Source organism: Ktedonosporobacter rubrisoli (genome assembly GCF_004208415.1).
Classification (GTDB): Bacteria; Chloroflexota; Ktedonobacteria; order Ktedonobacterales; family Ktedonobacteraceae; genus Ktedonosporobacter; species Ktedonosporobacter rubrisoli.
Window position 1 is genome coordinate 193,151 of record NZ_CP035758.1, and the last position, 20,188, is coordinate 213,338.

The following is a 20,188-nucleotide window of genomic DNA, read 5'->3' on the forward strand; positions in this document are numbered from 1 at the left end:
TATGGTAATATTTTTATATACTCAGGCAATTAAAGCCAGATAACTAACATTTTTTACCATCATACAATTAAAATATACAATACATCAGCAATAAATGTCAATACTATGCTTAATTTAAGCAACAAGATGTCAATTCCTTGTCCATGGGGCTCTTCTACATAGATTAATCTCCCAGAAAATATGCTTGTGCTCTTCTCGCCTGCTCGGCAGAAAAGAGCCCAAAAAGCCTTGACAATTATTCTTACATAGTGTACATATAACACTAATAGATAGTGTATGACACACACTATTAGGAAGGAGCACAAGCCATATGAAAAATGCTGAAATGAAGCGCATCAGTGCTCTACTCTCAAGAGCTCAACGACCCGGGGAGATCTTTGGAAAGCTTGCAGGCACACAGGATCAGAAGCTGGAAACTGCCAGAAGGGTGTATCGGCAGATAGCAAAGGTACTTCATCCCGATTTGTATACGGAATCAGCAGATATCGAGAAAGCTAGCTCGGCTTTCAAAAAGCTAGTTCGCCTCTGGCTGCTGGCCCAGAAACAGATTGAGGATGGCACATACGGTAGAGCAGCTAATGAAGACAGCTTTGCGCCCTTTGATCTGCGTGGCCAGAAGGGCCTCTATAGAGCAAATCGGCTCCTGGCGCACGGCGATTACTGTGCGCTCTATATAAGTACGGCTCAGGATGGCCCAAAGACAAGAAGCATCCTCAAAATACCATCTAGTCCACGTGACAACGACCTGGCGGCAAATGAGACACGTATCCTTAAGCATCTAAGCGACAGCAAGGATTACGAGCAGTTTCGTCACTTTATTTCACAGCCAGTAGAGGCTCTGACGTATCAGGAAGAGGCCTCTGGGGCAGTGAGACAGATCAATGTGTTAGCTTATACCAGCGGGCTCTATTCTCTTAAAGAGGTAAGAGAAGTCTATCCGCATGGAATAGACCCGAAGGATATGGCCTGGATTTGGCGGAGGCTACTGGTCGCGCTTGGCTTCGCTCATGCTCATGGGGTCATTCACGGCGCAGTTCTACCCACTCACATTCTGCTCCACCCCTCTCAGCATGGAGTCGTATTAATCGACTGGTCATATGCGGTACTCAAGCCCGCTATAACTGGCGAGCGAATCAGGGCCATCAGCGGCGGTTACCGCGACTGGTATCCTGCGGAGGTTTTTGCGCGAGAAAGGCCAATGCCGGGCCTGGATTTCGCCATGGCAGCTCGCTGTATGATTGAGCTTCTTGGCGGCAATCCACAAATCGGCAGCTTAGCAGAGCACATCCCCTGGCAGCTCCAACACTACCTGAAAGGATGCACTCTCCCTAAAGCTGAACAGCGTCCACAAGCTGCGCATCTCTTGCTCACCGAATTCGATGCGCTTATCGAACGCCTCTGGGGGCCGCGCCAATTTCACACTTTTGTTATGCCGGAATGTCAGTGACACATCTTCAGGTGCCAATAAGGCTTGGGTCAAGGTTGTTGCAAGTTTGGGGCCGCCCTCAATGGGGCCAACCTGCACTTGCCAGAAACGCTTTTACAGAAAGGATGCATAGTTATGGGTAGCACAAACTGGTCCACCGACGCTTATAAGGAAGCTGCACGCTTACGGAAAGCAGCAGGAATGAATGACTTCGCCTACAGTGATGCAACGCGCTCAAGTGGTCGTTGGAGCATTCATCCAACGCTTGATCTCAAAGGGGTCACTTTTCGCGAGAGCCGCGATAGCGACGCGCACCCACAAGCTAATGCCGTCAGCGTGCTCTTCGACGAAACTGGTTCTATGGGAAATATTCCGCGCGTCTTTCAGCAGCGTCTCGGGACATTAATGCATGTCTTGCTCATCAAAGGCTATCTTCAGGACCCCCAGATTCTCTTTGGGGCCTTTGGTGATGCCACTTGCGATCGCTTGCCTTTACAGGTTGGTCAATTTGAGAGCGGCGTTGAGATGGATGAAAATTTGCGCAATATTGTGCTCGAAGGCAACGGAGGCGGCAACTGCCACGAATCTTACGAACTGCCCCTCTACTTTCTGGCCCGCCACACTGCTATTGACTGCTGGGAAAAACGTGGGCGCAAGGGATATGCATTCCTGATCGGCGACGAAATGGCCTATCCATTCGTCAACAAACAGCAAGTGGAATGGCTTATTGGAGATAAATTGCCTGAAGATGTTTCTCTCCCGCAGATCATTTCTGAAGTACAGCAACGCTACCATTTGTTCTTCATTTTTCCCCTCAACGCCAATCACGGTCACGATGAGCGTATTAAGGATTTCTGGCGTAACATCCTGGGCCAGCACGTCATCTTTCTTGATGATGAGAATTCGGTGAGCGAAACAATTGCTCTAGCTATTGGGCTTACCGAAGATGCCATCAATCTGGCAGAGGGCGCCGAGGATTTGAGCAAAGCAGGGGCAAGCGAGCAAGCAATTAATGTGGCCACCAGGGCCCTTGAAGTTTATGCTCATACAAAACAGGTTGCCCGCGTGACGGGCACTAATCTCCCGCTACAGAACTTTAGCGCTGAGCACATAAACCACGAACGCCTTTAACGTATTCATCGGTGGAGCTCTGTGGAGTACTTTAGCTCTACATGGGCCTCCCTTCTGGAGGAGCTATGACCCAGGCAATTTTGCTAGCCGATCTGGGGTTTGGCGATGCAGGTAAAGGAACGATTACCGATTTTCTCGCCCGTGAGCTGGGAGCGCATACAATTGTGCGCTATAACGGCGGTCCGCAAGCCGCCCATAACGTTGTAACCTCCTCAGGAATGCAGCACACATTTGCTCAGTTTGGCAGCGCGATGCTTCTGCCCTTGACAAAGACCTTGCTCTCGCGCTTTATGCTCATCAGCCCCCTGAATATGTTCAAGGAAGAGCGGCATCTCAGTACGCTGGGCATCACCAATGCCTGGCAGCGTACGTTTATAGATCGGCGCGCGCTGGTGATCACTCCATTCCAACGCGCGCTTAATCGCTTACGGGAAATTGCCCGCGCTGGACAACGGCATGGAAGCTGTGGCGAAGGTGTCGGTGAGTGCATGGCCGATTTTCTTCACTATGGCAACGCGTTACTTTTGGCGGGAGATTTAGAGAATCGCGCAACTATCCTTAAGAAGCTACATTTTTTGCGTGATCTCAAGCGTCAAGAGCTTGATGAACTACGTCCACACCTTCCAGGGACCGGGCAGGTCAAACAGGAATGCAGCCTCTTCACAGATCCAGCAATTCTTGCGGATTGCGCCGATGTCTATCACTACTTCGCGGGCTGCGTTACGCTGGTAGACGAAGCTCAGATCAGTGCACTCTTCGCCTATCCGGGCCCGTTGATCTTCGAAGGAGCTCAGGGTATTCTGCTTGACGAAAATTTTGGCTTCACGCCTTATACCACCTGGAGCACAACAACCTTCGCTAATGCTGAAACACTTCTTCACGAGCACGATTATGCGGGAGATGTGATCAAACTTGGTATCGTACGGTCTTATGCTACTCGTCACGGAGCCGGACCATTTCCCACAGAAGATAAGGCTTTGACACGCTCTCTTCCCGATCAGCATAATACCTGGAACAACTGGCAGCAGGCATTTCGCGTCGGACACTTTGATCTCCTCACCGCACGCTACGCTTGCGAGGTTGCTGGCAAGCTTGACTATCTAGCTATTACGCATCTTGATAGGCTGGCCTCGCTCCCCAGCCAGCAGATTGCCACGGCTTACCGGTATGGCGGAGCTCCAGCAGAGCTAGCAACTCACTTTGCGCATAGGGGAGAAAGGATTACAAAGATACGCGCGAATCAAAGCGCAAATCTGGCCTATCAAGAAGAGCTTACCAGAAAACTTTTTAAGTGTACGCCCGAATATTATGAGCTTTTGCCAGCAGCGCCCGGACAATCCCCACGAAAGAATTGCGCGACCTTTCTCTCGCTACTTGAAGAGCAACTGGGGACGCCAATCGCAATTACTTCAACCGGGCCAACGGCCGCAGATAAACAATGGCATCTGCCACGCCATCTTCTACAGCCGCTTAGCGCGAAAAAGCTCAAGGTTGTCAGCAAACCTGAGATGCTGACAACGCTTTCGCGGAACTGATTTTTATCGAGATTGCCAGGCAAATTGCATAATTGCCTCTGCTGCCAGTTTATAGCCGCCGGATTCCCGCGTATATTGCTTAATTTGTTGAACGCGTTCGTGAATGGTCACATCGTTGGCAACCCGTTCAACTGCGGCGCGCAATCCGGCACTGGTCACGGCATCTTTCTCCAGCGCCAGGCCCAGGCCCATTTCAGCAATGCGCTGCGCTGTCATTTCCTGCTCTACCATTTGTGGGATCGCCACCATAGGAACGCCATAGTAGAGGCTTTCCATCGTGCTATTCATTCCGGAATGCGTGACAAAAACCTTAGCCCGCTCCAAAATCTCAAGCTGTGGTACATAGGAAGAAAGCAAAAAATTCTCCGGGATAGGACCAAGTGCGGAAAGATCAATATGCTTACCATGTGAGAGAACTACCTGATAGTCGCTTTCTCCAAAGGCCTCGAAGCACTGCTTATAGAACGCTGACTCTGTGTTAAAGATGGTTCCCAGCGAGACATAGAGAAGTGGACGATCGTAATTTAGCTGGTCAAGCGGAAAATCGCTGGCTTGACGGCGCGGCGCTATGGATGGGCCAACAAAAAGAAAGCGCTCATCGAAAGTCTGCGCTTCCGGCTGAAACGCCTTTGGCAGAAAGACTATGTTGAGCGGTTCAGCATACATCATCTCTTCCATAAAACTTACTGGAGGCACATGATAGCTCGCACAGATTTCGGCAAGAACCTCATTTGTCTTTTCCACAACCTCCTTCATGCCAGGAAGATGATGGTTCGGACGAGATTCTAGCATTGAAGCCATATTAAAGTGCTCATTCATGGCATAGGTCGGGCGCAAGGAAATCGCGGGAACCTGTAACAGTTGTATAACAATTCTCGACCAGAGGACCATTGGATCATGCAGAATTACATCCGGTTTATCTGCCCGAATGCGATCCATTATCTGTGGTAAGACCTGGCGCATCTCCTCGCGCATCACCTCACCGCGTTGAGAAGGCACCTTCCCGATGCCTTTCAGCAAGCGCGATTCATAGGAGCGAATTGCGGCGCCAGTAGCCTCTACTGCCTCGCGAAACGCCTCGGGTAAGTAATAGATCACTTCTTGCCCGTGCGCGACAAGCTCCTGGGCAATAGCAAGGGTAGGATTTACATGTCCATAAGCCGGTAAGATTAAGAAGCTATATCTCATTACTCAGGAATTCCTTTCTTAAGTGAAAGACGAGCATCTTACGTTTTCTGATCATGCTCAGGCAAAAGGATAACGCTTCCCGTAGTTGCAGAAGCTTCAGCGGCAAGCGCCTCAGTCCCCTGAACAAGGGCCAGCAGATCCTGATCGCTCATCTTCGATAGCCAGCCAGGAAGAGGGTCCCGTGTCTCTCGCCCCCGCCGCAACTGCGCAACCAGTTCCTCGCCACGTTGGCTCAACTGAAGTACAGTACGCCTACGATCCTCACTATCTTCGGCTCGCTCAACAAGCCCCTCAGCAACCAGGCGATCAGCCAGCAAGCTCGCTGCTGAGCGGCCAACCTGCAGCTGCTCAGCCAGCTGGCTCACCGTGATCTTGCCATGGTGAGACAGAACGGTCAGACCCTTCAATTGGGCCATGCTGATATCGAGTTCTAGAAAGCTTGGCAGCGCCATTTCTCGCACAAACGAGCCAACGATAATCTTTTGCGCCTGTTGCGCCCTTTTAATGAGCTCTTCACGGTTGAGATCCATATCCGCTCCCTCCTCTTCATAATAAATAAGTATACCTCAATAGTTTAAACATGTCAAACTATTTAGCAAAATTTATCTTGTTACAAACCTCAAACTATCTTTGCTAACGAGCTCTTCCAGCTGGGAGATTTAAATAGCTGAAGGCACACTTGAGAAGAGGCTAGAGCTATAGCGGCGCCGATCTTCTCGATTGAACTGAGACACCCAATTTTTGGCAGAATATATGTACAGAATGATAATGCTCTTCTTCTTTCCTGCCGGGGAGAAAGTTGGCAAGCCAGGTGTGGGCGCACAGGAAACGAAGAAAAGGTGGGCCTGCTTCTAGAGATCAGTCACATTGGTAAGCAGTTGACTAACAGCTTGCTGATGATAGTGACCTATCTCGCTCAGAAAACCCAAGGCCATCTTTGCCTCTTGCTGAGCAACAAGAGATTGGCCTTGGGCAATGGCCACGCGCGCCAGGCCGGTATGAGCTTCTGCGATAAGCTCTCGGAAGTCAACAGGACAGAGGCTAAATACCTCTCTGAAGGTTTCTTCTGCTGCCGAAAACTCCGCCTGCTTCATTTGCCACTCGCCCTGGGCCAGGAGCCCTGTCCCAAGACAATGAGGGATCGCTATTTGGCGGGCAAGGGCAACTCCTTCAGGAAGATATGTCTTGACCAGGCTTTCATCTTCCTTTTGCAGAGCTACAAGCCCTAGCAGGATGAGAAAAAAGCAGCGATATTCGACATCATCTTCCTGACAGGCAGATAGCCCTTGCCGAAGAACCTCCTGAGCTTCTGAGTAGCATCCTTGCTCAAACTCTAACATGCCCTGGACCAGCTTAAGTAATGAGAGCGTCCTCTGATTCGCCTTGCTCTCTTGAACAAGATGCAAGCCTTCTTCGATAAACTCCTGAGCACGAGAAAAACTTCCCTGTTTGACAAAAGTCATACTACAAACAGCCAGAGCCTCGCCAGCCAGGCTATCCACACCGGACTGACGGGCTAGTCCCTGAGCTTCTTGCAAGGTATCCTGGGCAAGAAGATAATCACCTCTTTCCATCAGGAGCCAGCCAAAGGCTACAAGTAAGTATCCAAGGTGATTCTGATACTTCCACTCTCGGGCCAACCTCAAACCTTCCTGGAGTGTCGCCTCGGCCTGCAAAAATTTCCCCAGCGATGTCTGAACCTGGCCAAGATTTGTAAACACCGCAAGAAGCCGGCTCTGGGCATTACAACTTCGAAGCAGTGCTAAGCCTTGCTGGAGGAGAAGCTCTGCCCGGCTATACTTTCCTTGATAGGCATATAACAATCCAAGATTTCCCAGTATTTTCCCCACCTGGTTGGAGGAATCGAGCTGACGAGCCAGCTCCAGCGCTTCTTGAAAATACCTCTCAGCGCACTTATATTGCCCCTGCCCGCCAGTAACCGTCCCCAGTAGTTCAAGCACATCGACAACGCTTTGGGTTCTTTCGCACTGACGGAAAAGCTCCAATCCTTCCAGCAAAAGGGCTTCCGCTTCAGCATCTTTTTCTCGTTCGCGCAAACTGGTTCCCAGGAGCCGAATAATGGTTGCAAGATGAGGCCAATCCTGCAGAGCCTTTGCTCTCTGATAAGCAGTTTGGAGATAGGTTTCACCGAGAGAATACCAGCCACGCTTATGCATATAGGGCGTGATCAGGCAGACGCAGTGAACAAACTCTGAGTTAAAGTTCCCTTTGAGGGCCAGATCTAGCGTCTGCAGAAGCAGATGATGTTCTTGTTCCAGAGCTCCATCTTCCGCAATATCCAAGCTTGCATCCTGCTGCAAAGAGCGTTCGAGATAGGCAACGACATACGCAATAAGCCGCTCCTCTGCCCGAGTATTCGTCTGCAATGTGTAGGCATAATCTCTAGTTGTCTGGTGTATCTGATATCGATTAGTGTTTATGACCTCCAACAAACCAGCATCTATCAAGCTGTCAAGCACTTCTACAGTTGTATTTGCCACAGCCAGCGCTACTTCCTCCGAGAATGTATATGGTTTGGCAGGCAATGAAGCAAGCGCAACTAACACATCCCGGACAGTCTGATCCAAAAGCACAACACTCATAGCAATAATCGACTGCAAGGTCAAGGGTGACCCTGCAGGCAAGCGCGGATCAGCCATCAAGCCAGCCTGGGATTGCGCCAGATGGAGGCGCGTTTCAGCATATTGCAGCTGGTCAAGCGCAGCTTGTATGCGCCGTCGCGGGTAGCGCTTCAGGCTTAAAAGGTAGTTGCCTATCAGCGTCAGTGCTAGAGGAAGGCCTCCGACGTTCTCAACTAACCTTTGTATCATCTCTGCCGGCTCGTTTTTCAGGGAAGGAGCCAGGGAAGTGAGCAGATCAACGCCATCCTGCTGCGTCAGCTCGGATACACGAAATGCTGCAGTCCCGGCAAATTGAAGTGCAACGTCAGGAATGCGCGTCGTGAGGAGATAGGTGCAAGCTGTCCCACCTACAATACTACTCAGGGCATCCTCAATCCGCCAGGCATCGTCGAGAACCAGGAGGATGCGACGATGCCCAATCTTGCGCCGTAAAGCAGAAGCCCAGACATCTCCTTCCTCTCCACACTCGGAAGCTACCACCTGTTCGCTCAAGCCAAACAGATGGCCCCAACGTCGAAAAAGCGCAGGGAGATCTGGTTGCGGCCCTAGCGTGGCCCAAAGGATACCATCGGCAAAATAGCCCTCTACTTCAGGATCCAGGGCCAGCGCCTCAGCAATGGAGCTCTTGCCTACGCCGGGCAAGCCATACAAGGCCACATAGTTCATTTCTCTCTCATGCCAGAGACATTCCTTCAATTGCCTCAATATCTCTTCACGTCCCACCAGCCTACCAAAGCGCGTATGGCGCAATGGAATGGCATCATCATAGATTGGGGGAATGGTGCGAGAAGAAGAGGAACGAGACGAATATTTTGCCAGACCCAATTCCTTTGCACTTTTCTCAAAGAGGCTACAAAGCCTCTCCCGATATCTGGAATTTGGAGTAGCAACCCCATTTTCCCAGCGATTAACCAGAAACGCGCGCGGAGCTTCAATACGATCAGCAACTTCTTGTTGGGTCCAGCCACGTTCCAGCCGAGCTCGCCTTAAGAAGACATTCGGGTGAGTTTGGGTATCCCTTTTCAATGTCATAGAAAATCTCTTCTCATTTTGCGTAGAAAGTACATCCAGCTTTCCTTTTATACGGTGATACATGAAGCATATCACATCTAATTTTATCATTTAGCTCTATTCTTAAAGATAGTCATAACTTCACAATAATCTATTCTAATATCAGATAAAATCCATAACTTATTAGCATGTAATTTATCATCATAATTTACGTGAGCATATCTACTTTGTATCTTCATACTCCACGATATATATTTTTGCTGAAGCGCTAGCTATACTTTATTTAAGCTCGAATACAAAACAGCCATAATATACCCGCTATGCCCGCACTACGTACTGAAAGGGGCTGCTTTGTCTTTGAGCGAGGAAAGTATCCATTGAAACGGGAATTCAGCAACTATCGAGTGAAAGCTGATTATCGCTGCGAAATGTTTTCCCTTTTCCTGGAAACGTTGCCAGACCATCAGTCTGAGGAGGAACCATCATGAAGGAACTTTTGGCACAAGAGCTTTTGGCGCAAGAATTCATGCTGACCGCTTCGATCACTGAAGTGACCGAAAAAGAGATCACTGACGAAGATTTTGAGCTGGATATCCGCGTTGCCAATCCGTTACAGCAAGAAAAGACGCCTATGCCTCAACAAATTCTCATGACCCCTCGCACATGTTTTCCAAGCTGCAACGGCACCTGTTGTTAAATAGTGCAGGCACCTTAGTTAGTTAGCACATTGGTACCGGCAAAAATTAGCATTTTTGTCGGTACGCTACTCTGTCAGCCAACAATATCATCTGAGAAGAAAATGAGGAGCTTCATGTCCATGCAACCAGGCAAACCACCTCTACTGCACTATGATGCAAGCCTCGCCCAGAGGAGCGCATCAACCTCAGGTTGGGAGATACTCATTGATGAAACACTGCGTCGACGAGCTCTGAAAGCTGCGTTGTTTATCGCGGGCCGTATGCGCGAACCTCTCTTCGTTGATGCGCTGGCGAAACAAACAGTTCCGTCTATTAGCTCCAAAGGTAGATGGACATCGGCCTCAATTTCAGGAGGTCTTGCCGGCATTGCCTTGATGTATGGATATTTCGCACGTTGCTTTCCAGGGCAGGGTTGGGATCTTACAGCGCAACGTTATATGAAAATGATCGCAGAAGATACCCAGCAGATAGGTCTCACCTTGATGGGGGCTTTTAGTGGCACCGCAAGCATGGCAACTGTGCTGGAGAGCTTGAGCCAGGGAGGCCGACGTTATAAAAAGGCCTTATCCCTCACGCAACAGGCGCTCTTTGAGCAGATCAAGGAGCATACCTGGATACGCTCGCCTGCAGAAGAGGGGATTGACTTTGCAGATTATGACGTTCTAGCCGGAGCAGCGGGGTTGCTGGCCTCTCTCGTTAGCACAGAAAAACAAACGGAACCTCGGCTAGCGGCTATCGAGACATTGCTTGAGTATCTTGTCTGGCTAGCAGAACCCGACCAGAGGCTTGGAGGGGAACGCTGGTATGTCCCGCCCCATTTTGCCACTGACGCCCAGCGCGATCTCTTCCCAGAGGGCTTTTTTGACTGTGGTCTTTCACACGGCGTACCGGGAATATTGGCCGCGCTCTCGCTAGCATGGCTGGCTGGATATCGCTACCCTGGCTTAAGGGAAGCTATGGACGCGCTGGCTGGCTGGATAGTAGAGCATAGCATACACGATCAATGGGGAATTAGCTGGCCTACAAGGATTCCCCAGCAGGTAGCTTGCTTCAAAGAGGCCTGGTCTACCCTGCCACCTGCGCGAACTGCCTGGTGCTATGGTGGACCCGGTGTGGCTCGTAGCCTCTGGTTGGCAGGAAATGCGCTCGATAATCCCGCTCTGTGCCATCTAGCTATCACGGCCATCGAGTCTGCGCTACGCCGCCCTACACGTCTTCGCTATATAGATGCGCCTATGCTCTGCCATGGCATATCCGGGCTTTTACAAATCTGTATGCACTTCGCTCACGAAGGAGAAAGCACGCTGGCGAGAGAACATGTCTCGCTCCTGCTAGAAGATCTACTCCAAGGATTTCAGCCAGACTATGCCTTTGGCTTTCGTTATCTGGAGACAAATAACCTGCTGATCGATTGGCCCGGATGGCTCACAGGTGCGGCAGGTATTGCCCTGGTACTGCTCGCAGTAAGTACACCGATCGCGCCGGCCTGGGATCGCCTTCTCTGTATTGCATGAGGCGCCTTGGTCTCTACCACTTCTATTGTGCAGGTGCTGGCGCCGTGGAGGCTCGTACAATAAGTGTTGGCGTAAGGCGCACAAACGTTGGCCCATTTTCGGGAAGTGCGTGCGCTTGAAGATAGGATGTGATCAGCTGCATTGCCTGCTCCCCAAGCACGCGGGCGGGCTGTTGAACAGTAGTAAGGGCAGGTTGAAGCAAGCCTGCAAAGGGAATATTATCATAGCCAACAATTGAAAGCTGGTCGGGCACGACAAGGCCGGCTTCCTGAGCAGCAATCATCGCCCCTACGGCAACAAGATCATTGTAGGCAAGCAAAGCTGTTGGAGATGCTGCGTTCTTTGCACGTTCTGGTTGTATGCTGCTCTTTAACAGCTCATGCGCGGTTTCTCTGCCTCCCTCAAGCGTAGGTTTGCCCGGCACAACATAATTTTCTGGAATGGCCATGCCAGCTTCCGCACACGTTGCACGAAACGTGGCGAGGCGGCGCTGGTATATTTGCGCGCCTGGCGTTCCCCCAACAAAGGCGATGCGACGATGACCCAAATCCACAAGGTGCTGCATTGCCGCTCTGATTCCTGCTTCCTGATCGATTTCTACGGTTCCCAGGCTGGCCGAAAGCGGCAGATGATTAATGAATACAACAGGTATCTCCTCGCGCAGGAGCGAACGCAGGCGCTGCTCTGGCAAGCAGGAGGCACAAATAATTAAGCCATCCGTCTGGCGCTCTTCAAGCAAGCTCAGGAACTGGGCCTCACGCTCGGCATTGTCAAGCGTATCATAGAGCACAATATTTAATCCATACAAGAGGGCAGTTTCCTCTATCCCGCGCACAATTTCGGCATAAAATGGATTAGCGATATCGGCAATAACCACTCCAAGAGTTCTCATCCGAGGCATAGCGGAAGGGCGCCCCTGCGTACCAGGCTGATAATTGAGCCGGGTCATGGCCTCAAGCACGCGCTGCCGTGTCATTTTTGAGACGACGGGCCGATTATTAATTACACGCGATACTGTGGCGGGAGAGACGCCCGCCATCTGCGCGACAACATCTATCGTGACCTCCTCAGAGGCTGCTCTATTATTCGTTGCGTTGATTTTCTCCACCATAGCTTGCTTCTAGTGCCTTCCTGCTATGCTCCACCATATGGTTCTGTGTTTCAGCTTGCTGCCCTATTCTATCTTATTTTTCTGTTTGCGTCACTAGTGATCCTTCCCTCACATTGACAGCAAGCTAGCATTGATGCTATATTCTCTGCAAGGCTTTCATGAAAGTTTATTTGAAATATTTTTCTGTAAATCATTTTGAAAGGAGGCTGAAACGCTAGCTTCGGCTGACAGCCCACACTGTGGGCCGAGGAGGGATAGTCATTTTCTCTGGTCGTTGTAGGATCGTCCGTGCCATGTTAACAGGTGAAACTCAGGTTTTGTAGGATTGTGGCAGTGTCCGCCGCGATACACCTCACCTGCGCGCACGCTTTCGAACGGAGGCTATCTAAATGTCGGTTCTTGACTGGATTGTCCTGGCACTTTATTTCTTGCTCATGATTGCTATTGGTATCTGGTCCCATCGCCAGGTCCATAATACAAGCGATTATTTTACTGCTGGCGGAAAGATGTCGTGGTGGCTGGCGGGTATCTCGCATCACATGTCAGGCTATAGCGCTGCTGTTTTTGTTGGTTATGCAGCCATTGCCTACACCTATGGCTTTACTCTTTACGTATGGTGGGCCTTTGCAATTAGTGTGGCCGTCATTGCCGGAGCGTTTATTATCGCGCCGCGCTGGTCCCGGCTCAGGCAGAGGCTACACGTTATCTCGCCCATGCAATATCTAGCAACCCGCTATAATGTACCAACTCAGCAATTATTGGCCTGGAGCGGCACCCTGTTAAAGGTCTTTGATGTTGGCGCCAAATGGTCAGCGGTGGCAATCATTCTCAACGTCTACACGGGGTTACCAATTGCTGTAGGCATTCTCCTCTCCGGCGGTGCTTCCTTAATTTATGTCACAGTGGGTGGCTTATGGGCCGACGCACTTACTGACTTAGCTCAGTTTATTGTGCAGCTTGTAGCCGGCATCCTGCTCTTTGTGATCGTCTTGCTGAAATTGGGAGGCATTACAGCTCTGGGGAGCATGTGGGATCGACTCCCAGCCAGCCACCATGGCTTCTTTAATGGTCCCTATACGCTCTGGTTTGTCCTGGCATATTTGCTCATCAACTTCTTGAGCTATAATGGTGGCACCTGGAATCTGGCCCAACGCTTTATCGCTGTTCCCAGTGGACCCCAGGCCCGCAAGGCCGCTATTCTTTCCGCAGTGCTGTATCTTATCTGGCCAATCATCCTATTTTATCCAATGTGGGCAGCACCTCTCTTTTTTCCGCATCTCTCAGATCCTTCGCAAGCCTATGCTATTATGTCGCGGTCCCTTCTTCCACCAGGCTTGATGGGTTTTGTGCTTGCCGGTATGTTTGCCCACACAATGGCAATGACCTCCTCAGATGCCAACGCTATCTCCGCCGTGGTGACCGGCGATATTTTGCCCTATCTCTCTCGCAAGCTGCGCAATCTATCGGGCGAGGGATCGCTGCGCGCCGCCCGCATCGTTACCATTATCTTTACCATCTTGAGCATGGTCATTGCGCTAGAAGCTGATCTCTTTGGTGGCGTCATCGGCCTGCTGGTAACCTGGTTTGCCGCGCTCGTCGGACCTATCTCGATACCAATGCTGCTTGGCTTGCTGCCGGCCTTTCGACGTAGTGGCTCGACAGCAGCAATTGTCTCCTGGGCTGCGGGTATTCTTGCCTTCGCCGTCATTAAATATGGTTTCACCAACGATGTCGCGGCAACTGTGGGTCTCCCCGTTCTCATATCCCTCGTTCTCTACGTAGGGATCGGACTGCTCTATAATCGCGCCAATCCGCAGACCGATGCGCTTGTCGATTCGTTGAGCAGCGAGCCAAAAGAGGAGCAAATAGAGAAAACCGGATTGGTAGAGGCCAGTGAGCTCTAGCAAGCGAGGCTCATAGAGAGGCATTGAAATATCGTTAAGAGAGGTGGCATAGTGTATATAGACGACTATCGAGCGTTACAGGAGTTTTATCAGCAGCATCTTGCAACTGTCATTCTACCTTTCTGGCTAGAGCAGGGCATAGACACAGAACAGGGAGGCTTCTTCACCTGCTTCGATAATCGAGGGGAAAGGCTGGTAAGCTTCGACAAATATACCTGGTCTCAGGGACGCATGATCTGGTTGCTGGCCCGTCTTAGCGAGTTGAGCCGTGCTGGACTGCTTCAACACGACGCCAATCGTTTGCTTGTTCTGGCCGGACAGGGCGTTGAGTTTGTAAGGCAGCATGCCTTCCTTGCCAACGGCAATTGCGCCTATTTGCTCGATCGCTACGGTAATAAGCAAGAAGCGTTACCAGGCAAGGGACTTGATATCAGCTTTTTTGCCGATTGCTTTGTGGCGCTTGGCTTTAGCGAATATGCGCGCGTGGCTCGCGATGCTGAAGTGCTTGAGCAGGCTCTGACCTTATGTACACACATCATCCAGCGTCTTAAGGCCGGCGCAGTTCGCAGCGAGCCATATCCAATTCCAGATGGCTACGAAGCGCATAGCACCTCAATGATTATGCTCAACGTAACGCAGGAGCTAGCCAGCGCGCTTGAAGCATTTGGAGATGCGCGGGCTGCTGAAGTGCGCAAGCTCAGCTTTGCTTATATGCAGGCAATCATGGAGCGCTTCTATCAGCCAGGCGGCCTGATTGCTGAGATTTTGCCTTTGCAGAGTGCTTCACAAGAGAGCGTACTATGCAGGCATGTGACACCAGGCCACGCAATTGAGAGCATGTGGTTTGTCTTGCGCGAGGCACGCCTCCAGGGACAGCAGCAGTGGCTTAAGCCGGCCACACAGGCCATAGCTAAAGCTTTCGCGGTGGGCTGGGATCAAGACTATGGCGGTCTGTTCCGCTTCGTAGACAGGAACGGCGGGCAGCCGGGAGGTTTACAGATGGGCACGCCTTATGAGCAGCTCATTCTGGATACCTGGGATACAAAGCTCTGGTGGCCGCATTCAGAGGCTCTGTACGGAACGTTGCTGGCCTACGAGTTGAGCGGGGAAAGAATTTTTGCTGAGCTCTATCAGCAGGTACACGAGTATGTATTTAAAACATTTCCCCATCCTGAGCAGCCCGCCGGCGAGTGGATTCAGATTCGTGATCGGCAGGGACAACCTATAGATAAAGTTGTGGCCTTACCGGTCAAAGATCCCTATCACATTATTCGCAATCTTGTGCTCATTATTGAGCTGCTCCAGGCACATTTGCCGCGAGCATGAGGTCAGCCTTAATGAAGGAGTGAATATGCCCACTCTTTGAACAGATTGTGAAGGGCTCTGCTCGGCTCTATATCAGGACTGCGTGGGCTCTTAGGAAGATGTGAGAAAGCGTGGAGCGTAAGCCCTGTCTGCTTGCGCTCCACAGGGCTAAGCGCAGGGCAGCACTGATAGAGTCGGGCCATCTTACAAAGGAGATGAAAATGAATACGCAAGCGAAACCCATCGCTTCGCGCAGCGTGGATAAGCTGCGTGTCAAGATTTATGCTGATAGGCGGGAGCTTGGTCGAGCCGCCGGTCAGGATGTCGGCGCAAGGTTACAGAAATTGCTCACCCAACAGCCGCAAGTGCGCATGATCTTTGCGGCCGCTCCCTCACAAAACGAGTTCTTGCAGGCATTATCCCGGTATGAGGGCCTTGATTGGTCCCGCGTCGTCGCCTTTCATATGGATGAGTACATTGGGCTGGCCGAGGACGCACCCCAGCGTTTCGCCCGCTATCTTTCCGATCATCTCTTTCATCTCGTCAGGCCTGGCCAGGTACACTTGATCAATAGTAGCAACGATATAACCGCCGAATGTAAGCGCTACGCAACACTACTCCGCGCCGCGCCAATTGATATTGTATGCCTGGGAATTGGCGAGAATGGCCACATTGCCTTTAACGATCCGCCGGTCGCAGATTTCAACGACCCGTTAGAGGTAAAGCCGGTTGCCCTGGATATTACCGCCCGCCAGCAACAAGTCAACGATGGCTGCTTCGCGCGCCTTGAAGATGTGCCTACCCATGCCATTACGCTGACGATTCCCACGCTCTTATCAGGCAAAGCTTTGTTCTGTATGGTCCCCGGGCCAACAAAACGTGCGGCTATACGCCAGACTCTCTGTGGCCCGATTAGTAGCGCTTGCCCAGCTACAGCCCTGCGCCGCCATGTTAATTGTATGCTCTATCTCGATGCCGCTTCGGCCGAGCTGATAGAGACAAATAGCCCATAGCAACGAGCCATTTATAAACGTTATCCTCCGTACTTTATTTTTCAACGGCAAGCACAAGTGGAAATCTAATAATCTCAGCGTCATAGATAGTTTTAAAGAATAACGAGGAAAGGTTCATGATGAATATTTCGGTAACGACTCGCTACCTGCACCTGATTACAGATCATCTTCAACAATTACATGACACGAATCAGGCAGCGCTTCTGCAGGCTGCGCGCATGGTAGCAGAGCAGGTCAAGGCCGACAAGCTTGTCTATGCCTACGGGCCTGGCGGCCACTCAAATCTTGGCTCGCAAGAACTCTTCTTCCGTGCTGGAGGACTGATGCATGTAAGCGCGATCCTTGATGAGGGCACGCTATTGAGCGGAGGAGCGCTGCGCTCAATGGCAATTGAAAGAACGCCCGGCTACGGCCGCATCGTTATTGCTGACTACGGCTTGAGCGAGGGAGATCTGTTGATCCTGATCAACGCGTATGGTATTAATGCAGCCTTGATCGATGCAGCTTTAGAGGCTCGCGAGCGCGGCGTGAAGCTTATCGGCGTAACCTCTGTTCGCCATGCCCAGGCCACGCCTGCTAATCATCCTGCCCGCCATCCTTCCAAGAAAAATCTCTACGAGCTAGTCGATGTCGTCCTCGATAGCATGATCGAGGTAGGGGATGCGGTTCTTCAGATCGAAGGAATCAGCCAGCTTGTCGGTCCCATGTCCACTTTTGCCACAGCTTATCTGCTCAACTCTATGGTTGCCGAAGCCGTACAACTGCTCGCCCAGGAAGGAGTGGACCCCCCTATCTGGCGTAGCGGCAATGCGCCTGACGGGGATGAGCTCAACAATAGGTTTATCCAGCGTTTTAAAGGGCGCATTAAGAAGCTCTAACTCCACTTATAAAACGCTTCAGAGCCTCAGTTGCTCGCGTCTAGCTATTTTAGAAAGGCCTTACAACTATGTGGATTGAAGGGCGACTGGTCGAGAACAATCAGACTGTGCGCCTGCAAGTAAACGGTGCCACAATTGGAAACATAGAGGCTGTCAACCTTGATACTTCTGTCTGGATTGCCCCTGGCTGGATCGATATTCAAGTCAACGGATATGGTGGATATGATGTCAATGCGCCAGGCGTAACGCCAGAGAGCATCATCGCCCTGACCCGCTTACTCTGGCAACGCGGCGTGACTGCGTTCTGTCCAACCGTCATTACTGCCTCAGAGGAAGCAATTTGCCACAGTTTGGAGGCCATTGCGCTAGCTTGCGAAAGGGATCAGCGCGTAGCCCATGCTATTCCTTGCATCCATGTTGAGGGCCCGGCCATCTCGCGCGAAGATGGGCCACGCGGCGCTCATCCCAGATCCCACGTGCGAGCTCCGGATATCGCCGAATATCGGCGCTGGCAGGTAGCAGCTAAAGGACGTATTGGTCTGGTTACCCTGGCTCCAGAATATCCGCAAGCCAGAGAGTACATCCAGGCTCTGAACGCTGAAAATGTCGTGGTCGCGATAGGTCACACTGCCGCCAGTTCGGAACAGATTCAGGAGGCCGTCAATGCAGGAGCGCGCCTGGCTACGCATCTAGGCAATGGAGCACATGCCCAACTCAAGCGCCATCCAAACTATATCTGGGAGCAGTTGGCAGAGGATCGCCTACTAGCAAGCTTTATCTGCGATGGGCACCATCTTGCGCCGGCGGTAATGAAGGCGATGCTGCGCGCCAAAGGCATTGGAAGCTCCATTCTTATAAGCGATGCTGTAGCGGTCGCCGGCCTGGCGCCTGGCCTCTATGAGACGCCTGTAGGTGGGAAGGTAGAGTTATTAGCCAATGGCCGTCTCAATCTCTATGGTACGCCTCTGCTAGCTGGTTCAGTAAGCTCGTTGCCAGAATGCCTGGCGAACGTTCTGCGCTACACCGATACTACTCTTAGCGAGGGAGTGCGTATGGTAAGTACGCATCCGGGGCAACTCCTGCAGCTTGACGCGCGCGAGAAACGCGGCTCTGTCGTCAGTGGAAGCGCTGCTGACCTGACCCTATTTCGCTTCGATGCCGCAACTGGAGACATTATCATTGAAACTACGCTCGTTCAGGGCGAAGTTGTCTACCAGCGTCTTGCCTGAGAGCCAGCTGTACCGGTATCATCTCGATGATACAAACAACGAGGAGTACGCCATGTCCTATACAGAATTTACTAGTAACCACACCCTCCTGATGGGTGTGGCGCGTGCGGTCATTACACCTCCAGTAGGAAGCGAAATGTCTGGCTTTATCGCCAGGAATTCCGGTATGCTGGGGGTACACGATAATCTTTACATGCGAGCTATGGCCTGGTCCAACGGCGGCAAGGATGCATGTGCCCTCTTACTCACGCTCGATGTGATTGGTCTCGACCACTCAACTGTGGAGACCCTTCGCGAGCATATCACTAACAGTACGGCAATACCTGGAGAACGTATAGCGATTACCGCAACACATACCCATGGAGGCCCTGCGGTAATGGATGGGCGCCTGGGCGGGAAAGTAGATCCGGGCTATCTTGACTCTCTACTTCAGCAGGCTACTGAAGTCACATCTTTGGCTATAGGAAAAATGATTCCTGTAACTGCGCGCTTTACTATCGGCACCGAGCCAACAGTTGGTAAGAACCGGCGCATTCCCGGCGGGATTATCGATCCTGACGTTCCTGTAGTGCGCTTCGACAGCCTTGATGGGCAAACCTATGCTCTGTTAGTGAGCTATGCTTGCCATCCTGTTACCTTGGGGGCCGATAATCTTCTAACTACGGCTGATTACCCAGGGTATACCGTGCGCACGCTCGAAGCTATCTACACTAATGCTCACGTACAATTCGTCACTGGTTGCTGTGGCCAGATCAATACAGGCCACTCAGCCCAGGATAGCGTTAAAGGACGCGGTTTAGAGCGCCGGACATATGCAGAGTGCCAGCGCCTGGGGCGTTTGATTGCTGCTGCAGCTTTACAGGCTTCTGAGCGTGGAGCAGCTCCGGGCGGTACCCCTCTGGCAACTATCACTACTACGCAAGGGAACGCTAAAGTACAAATCTTGCGACGTATCGTTGAGCTTCCTTTGCGCGAATCCGAGTCTCCCGAGGCGCTGCAGCGCTTCGCCGCTCAATGTACTGAAGAAGCTACACGCCTCCAAAGCACTGGCATCTCAACTGGCGATGTACTTTTACTGCGTAGCTGGGCAGAGTGGGCCAAAAAGCTTAGCACTGATCCTGACCCGCAAAAGAGCATCAGGGCTGAAATCATGCTGCTGGCCCTTGGCGAGATCTGTATCGTTATGCTGCCAGGGGAACCATTTGTGGAGCTAGGTCTGAGCATCAAAGCCCGCGCTAAGCACAAGGCTCTTATGGTCATTGGCTATGCCAATGGCTGCCCTGGCTATATCGCTGATAGATCTGCTCACGAAGCTGGTGGCTACGAGGTGACAGAAGCTTATCGCTTCTATAATTATCCCGCCGGCTTTGCGCCAGAGGCTGCCGATATGCTCATCGAGGGTGCGCTTGAGCTACTGGCTCGGTTGGAGTAGGGCAGCCTTTACTTAGCTGATAGGCACTTATACTGCTGACAACATTATTTTTTATATAGCTTCTGTACCTATATGCCTCTAGTAACTAGATATTTCTACTAAAGGCATATAGATTTTTCTTCTTAAAGAACGTTTTGTGCTACTCTACTAAATCCCTTCAGAAATCCCAGA

Annotated in this window: 15 protein-coding genes; 11 read left to right on the forward strand and 4 right to left on the reverse strand. The window is 51.4% G+C overall.

Annotation, left to right across the window (positions count from 1 at the left end; genetic code table 11):
* Positions 1-310: 310 nt before the first annotated feature.
* The 3 genes from EPA93_RS00910 (at position 311) to EPA93_RS00920 (ending at position 4,092) form a co-directional block, all read left to right on the forward strand.
* Entirely contained in the window at positions 311-1,447 is a 1,137-nt protein-coding gene (locus EPA93_RS00910) for a protein kinase family protein (protein WP_129885224.1), read from the forward strand.
* 114 nt (positions 1,448-1,561) lie between these two features.
* Positions 1,562-2,557, forward strand: coding sequence for a hypothetical protein (locus EPA93_RS00915; RefSeq protein WP_129885225.1), 996 nt, complete (start codon positions 1,562-1,564; stop codon positions 2,555-2,557).
* 65 nt (positions 2,558-2,622) lie between these two features.
* Positions 2,623-4,092, forward strand: a complete 1,470-nt coding sequence (locus EPA93_RS00920) for an adenylosuccinate synthetase (protein WP_165422776.1) — start codon at positions 2,623-2,625, stop codon at positions 4,090-4,092.
* A gap of 3 nt (positions 4,093-4,095) precedes the next feature.
* Here the strand turns inward: EPA93_RS00920 and EPA93_RS00925 are convergent, their stop codons facing one another.
* The 3 genes from EPA93_RS00925 to EPA93_RS00935 form a co-directional block, all read right to left on the reverse strand.
* On the reverse strand, positions 4,096-5,280 hold the full coding sequence (locus tag EPA93_RS00925; RefSeq protein WP_129885227.1) for a macrolide family glycosyltransferase: 1,185 nt from the start codon (positions 5,278-5,280) through the stop codon (positions 4,096-4,098).
* Between the two features lie 38 nt (positions 5,281-5,318).
* Positions 5,319-5,810 (reverse strand): MarR family winged helix-turn-helix transcriptional regulator, encoded by a 492-nt coding sequence (locus EPA93_RS00930; protein WP_129885228.1) that lies wholly within the window; start codon positions 5,808-5,810, stop codon positions 5,319-5,321.
* A 321-nt stretch (positions 5,811-6,131) separates the two neighbouring features.
* Positions 6,132-8,954 carry a tetratricopeptide repeat protein gene (locus tag EPA93_RS00935; RefSeq protein WP_165422777.1) on the reverse strand — a complete coding sequence of 941 codons (2,823 nt, stop codon included), beginning with the start codon at positions 8,952-8,954 and terminating at the stop codon, positions 6,132-6,134.
* Between the two features lie 463 nt (positions 8,955-9,417).
* On the opposite strand from EPA93_RS00935, the gene EPA93_RS00940 reads away from it, so the two are divergent.
* The gene (locus tag EPA93_RS00940; RefSeq protein ID WP_129885230.1) at positions 9,418-9,630 is read left to right on the forward strand and encodes a hypothetical protein; all 213 of its coding nucleotides are present in this window, start codon (positions 9,418-9,420) and stop codon (positions 9,628-9,630) included.
* A 114-nt stretch (positions 9,631-9,744) separates the two neighbouring features.
* The gene (locus EPA93_RS00945; protein WP_165422778.1) at positions 9,745-11,145 is read left to right on the forward strand and encodes a lanthionine synthetase C family protein; all 1,401 of its coding nucleotides are present in this window, start codon (positions 9,745-9,747) and stop codon (positions 11,143-11,145) included.
* 22 nt (positions 11,146-11,167) lie between these two features.
* On the opposite strand, the gene EPA93_RS00950 is transcribed toward EPA93_RS00945, so the two are convergent.
* Entirely contained in the window at positions 11,168-12,256 is a 1,089-nt protein-coding gene (locus tag EPA93_RS00950; protein ID WP_129885232.1) for a LacI family DNA-binding transcriptional regulator, read from the reverse strand.
* Positions 12,257-12,645: 389 nt separating this feature from the next.
* On the opposite strand from EPA93_RS00950, the gene EPA93_RS00955 reads away from it, so the two are divergent.
* From EPA93_RS00955 to EPA93_RS00980, 6 genes are all read left to right on the forward strand, one after another.
* Positions 12,646-14,160, forward strand: coding sequence for a sodium:solute symporter family protein (locus tag EPA93_RS00955; protein WP_129885233.1), 1,515 nt, complete (start codon positions 12,646-12,648; stop codon positions 14,158-14,160).
* A gap of 51 nt (positions 14,161-14,211) precedes the next feature.
* On the forward strand, positions 14,212-15,486 hold the full coding sequence (locus EPA93_RS00960; RefSeq protein ID WP_129885234.1) for an AGE family epimerase/isomerase: 1,275 nt from the start codon (positions 14,212-14,214) through the stop codon (positions 15,484-15,486).
* 200 nt (positions 15,487-15,686) lie between these two features.
* Entirely contained in the window at positions 15,687-16,478 is a 792-nt protein-coding gene (locus EPA93_RS00965; RefSeq protein ID WP_129885235.1) for a glucosamine-6-phosphate deaminase, read from the forward strand.
* A gap of 116 nt (positions 16,479-16,594) precedes the next feature.
* Positions 16,595-17,356 (forward strand): sugar isomerase domain-containing protein, encoded by a 762-nt coding sequence (locus EPA93_RS00970; RefSeq protein WP_165422779.1) that lies wholly within the window; start codon positions 16,595-16,597, stop codon positions 17,354-17,356.
* Positions 17,357-17,424: 68 nt separating this feature from the next.
* A complete protein-coding gene (locus tag EPA93_RS00975; RefSeq protein ID WP_129885236.1) occupies positions 17,425-18,585 on the forward strand; it encodes an N-acetylglucosamine-6-phosphate deacetylase in 1,161 nt (386 codons plus the stop codon).
* Positions 18,586-18,637: 52 nt separating this feature from the next.
* Positions 18,638-20,017 carry a hypothetical protein gene (locus tag EPA93_RS00980; protein WP_129885237.1) on the forward strand — a complete coding sequence of 460 codons (1,380 nt, stop codon included), beginning with the start codon at positions 18,638-18,640 and terminating at the stop codon, positions 20,015-20,017.
* The last annotated feature ends 171 nt before the right edge of the window (positions 20,018-20,188 follow it).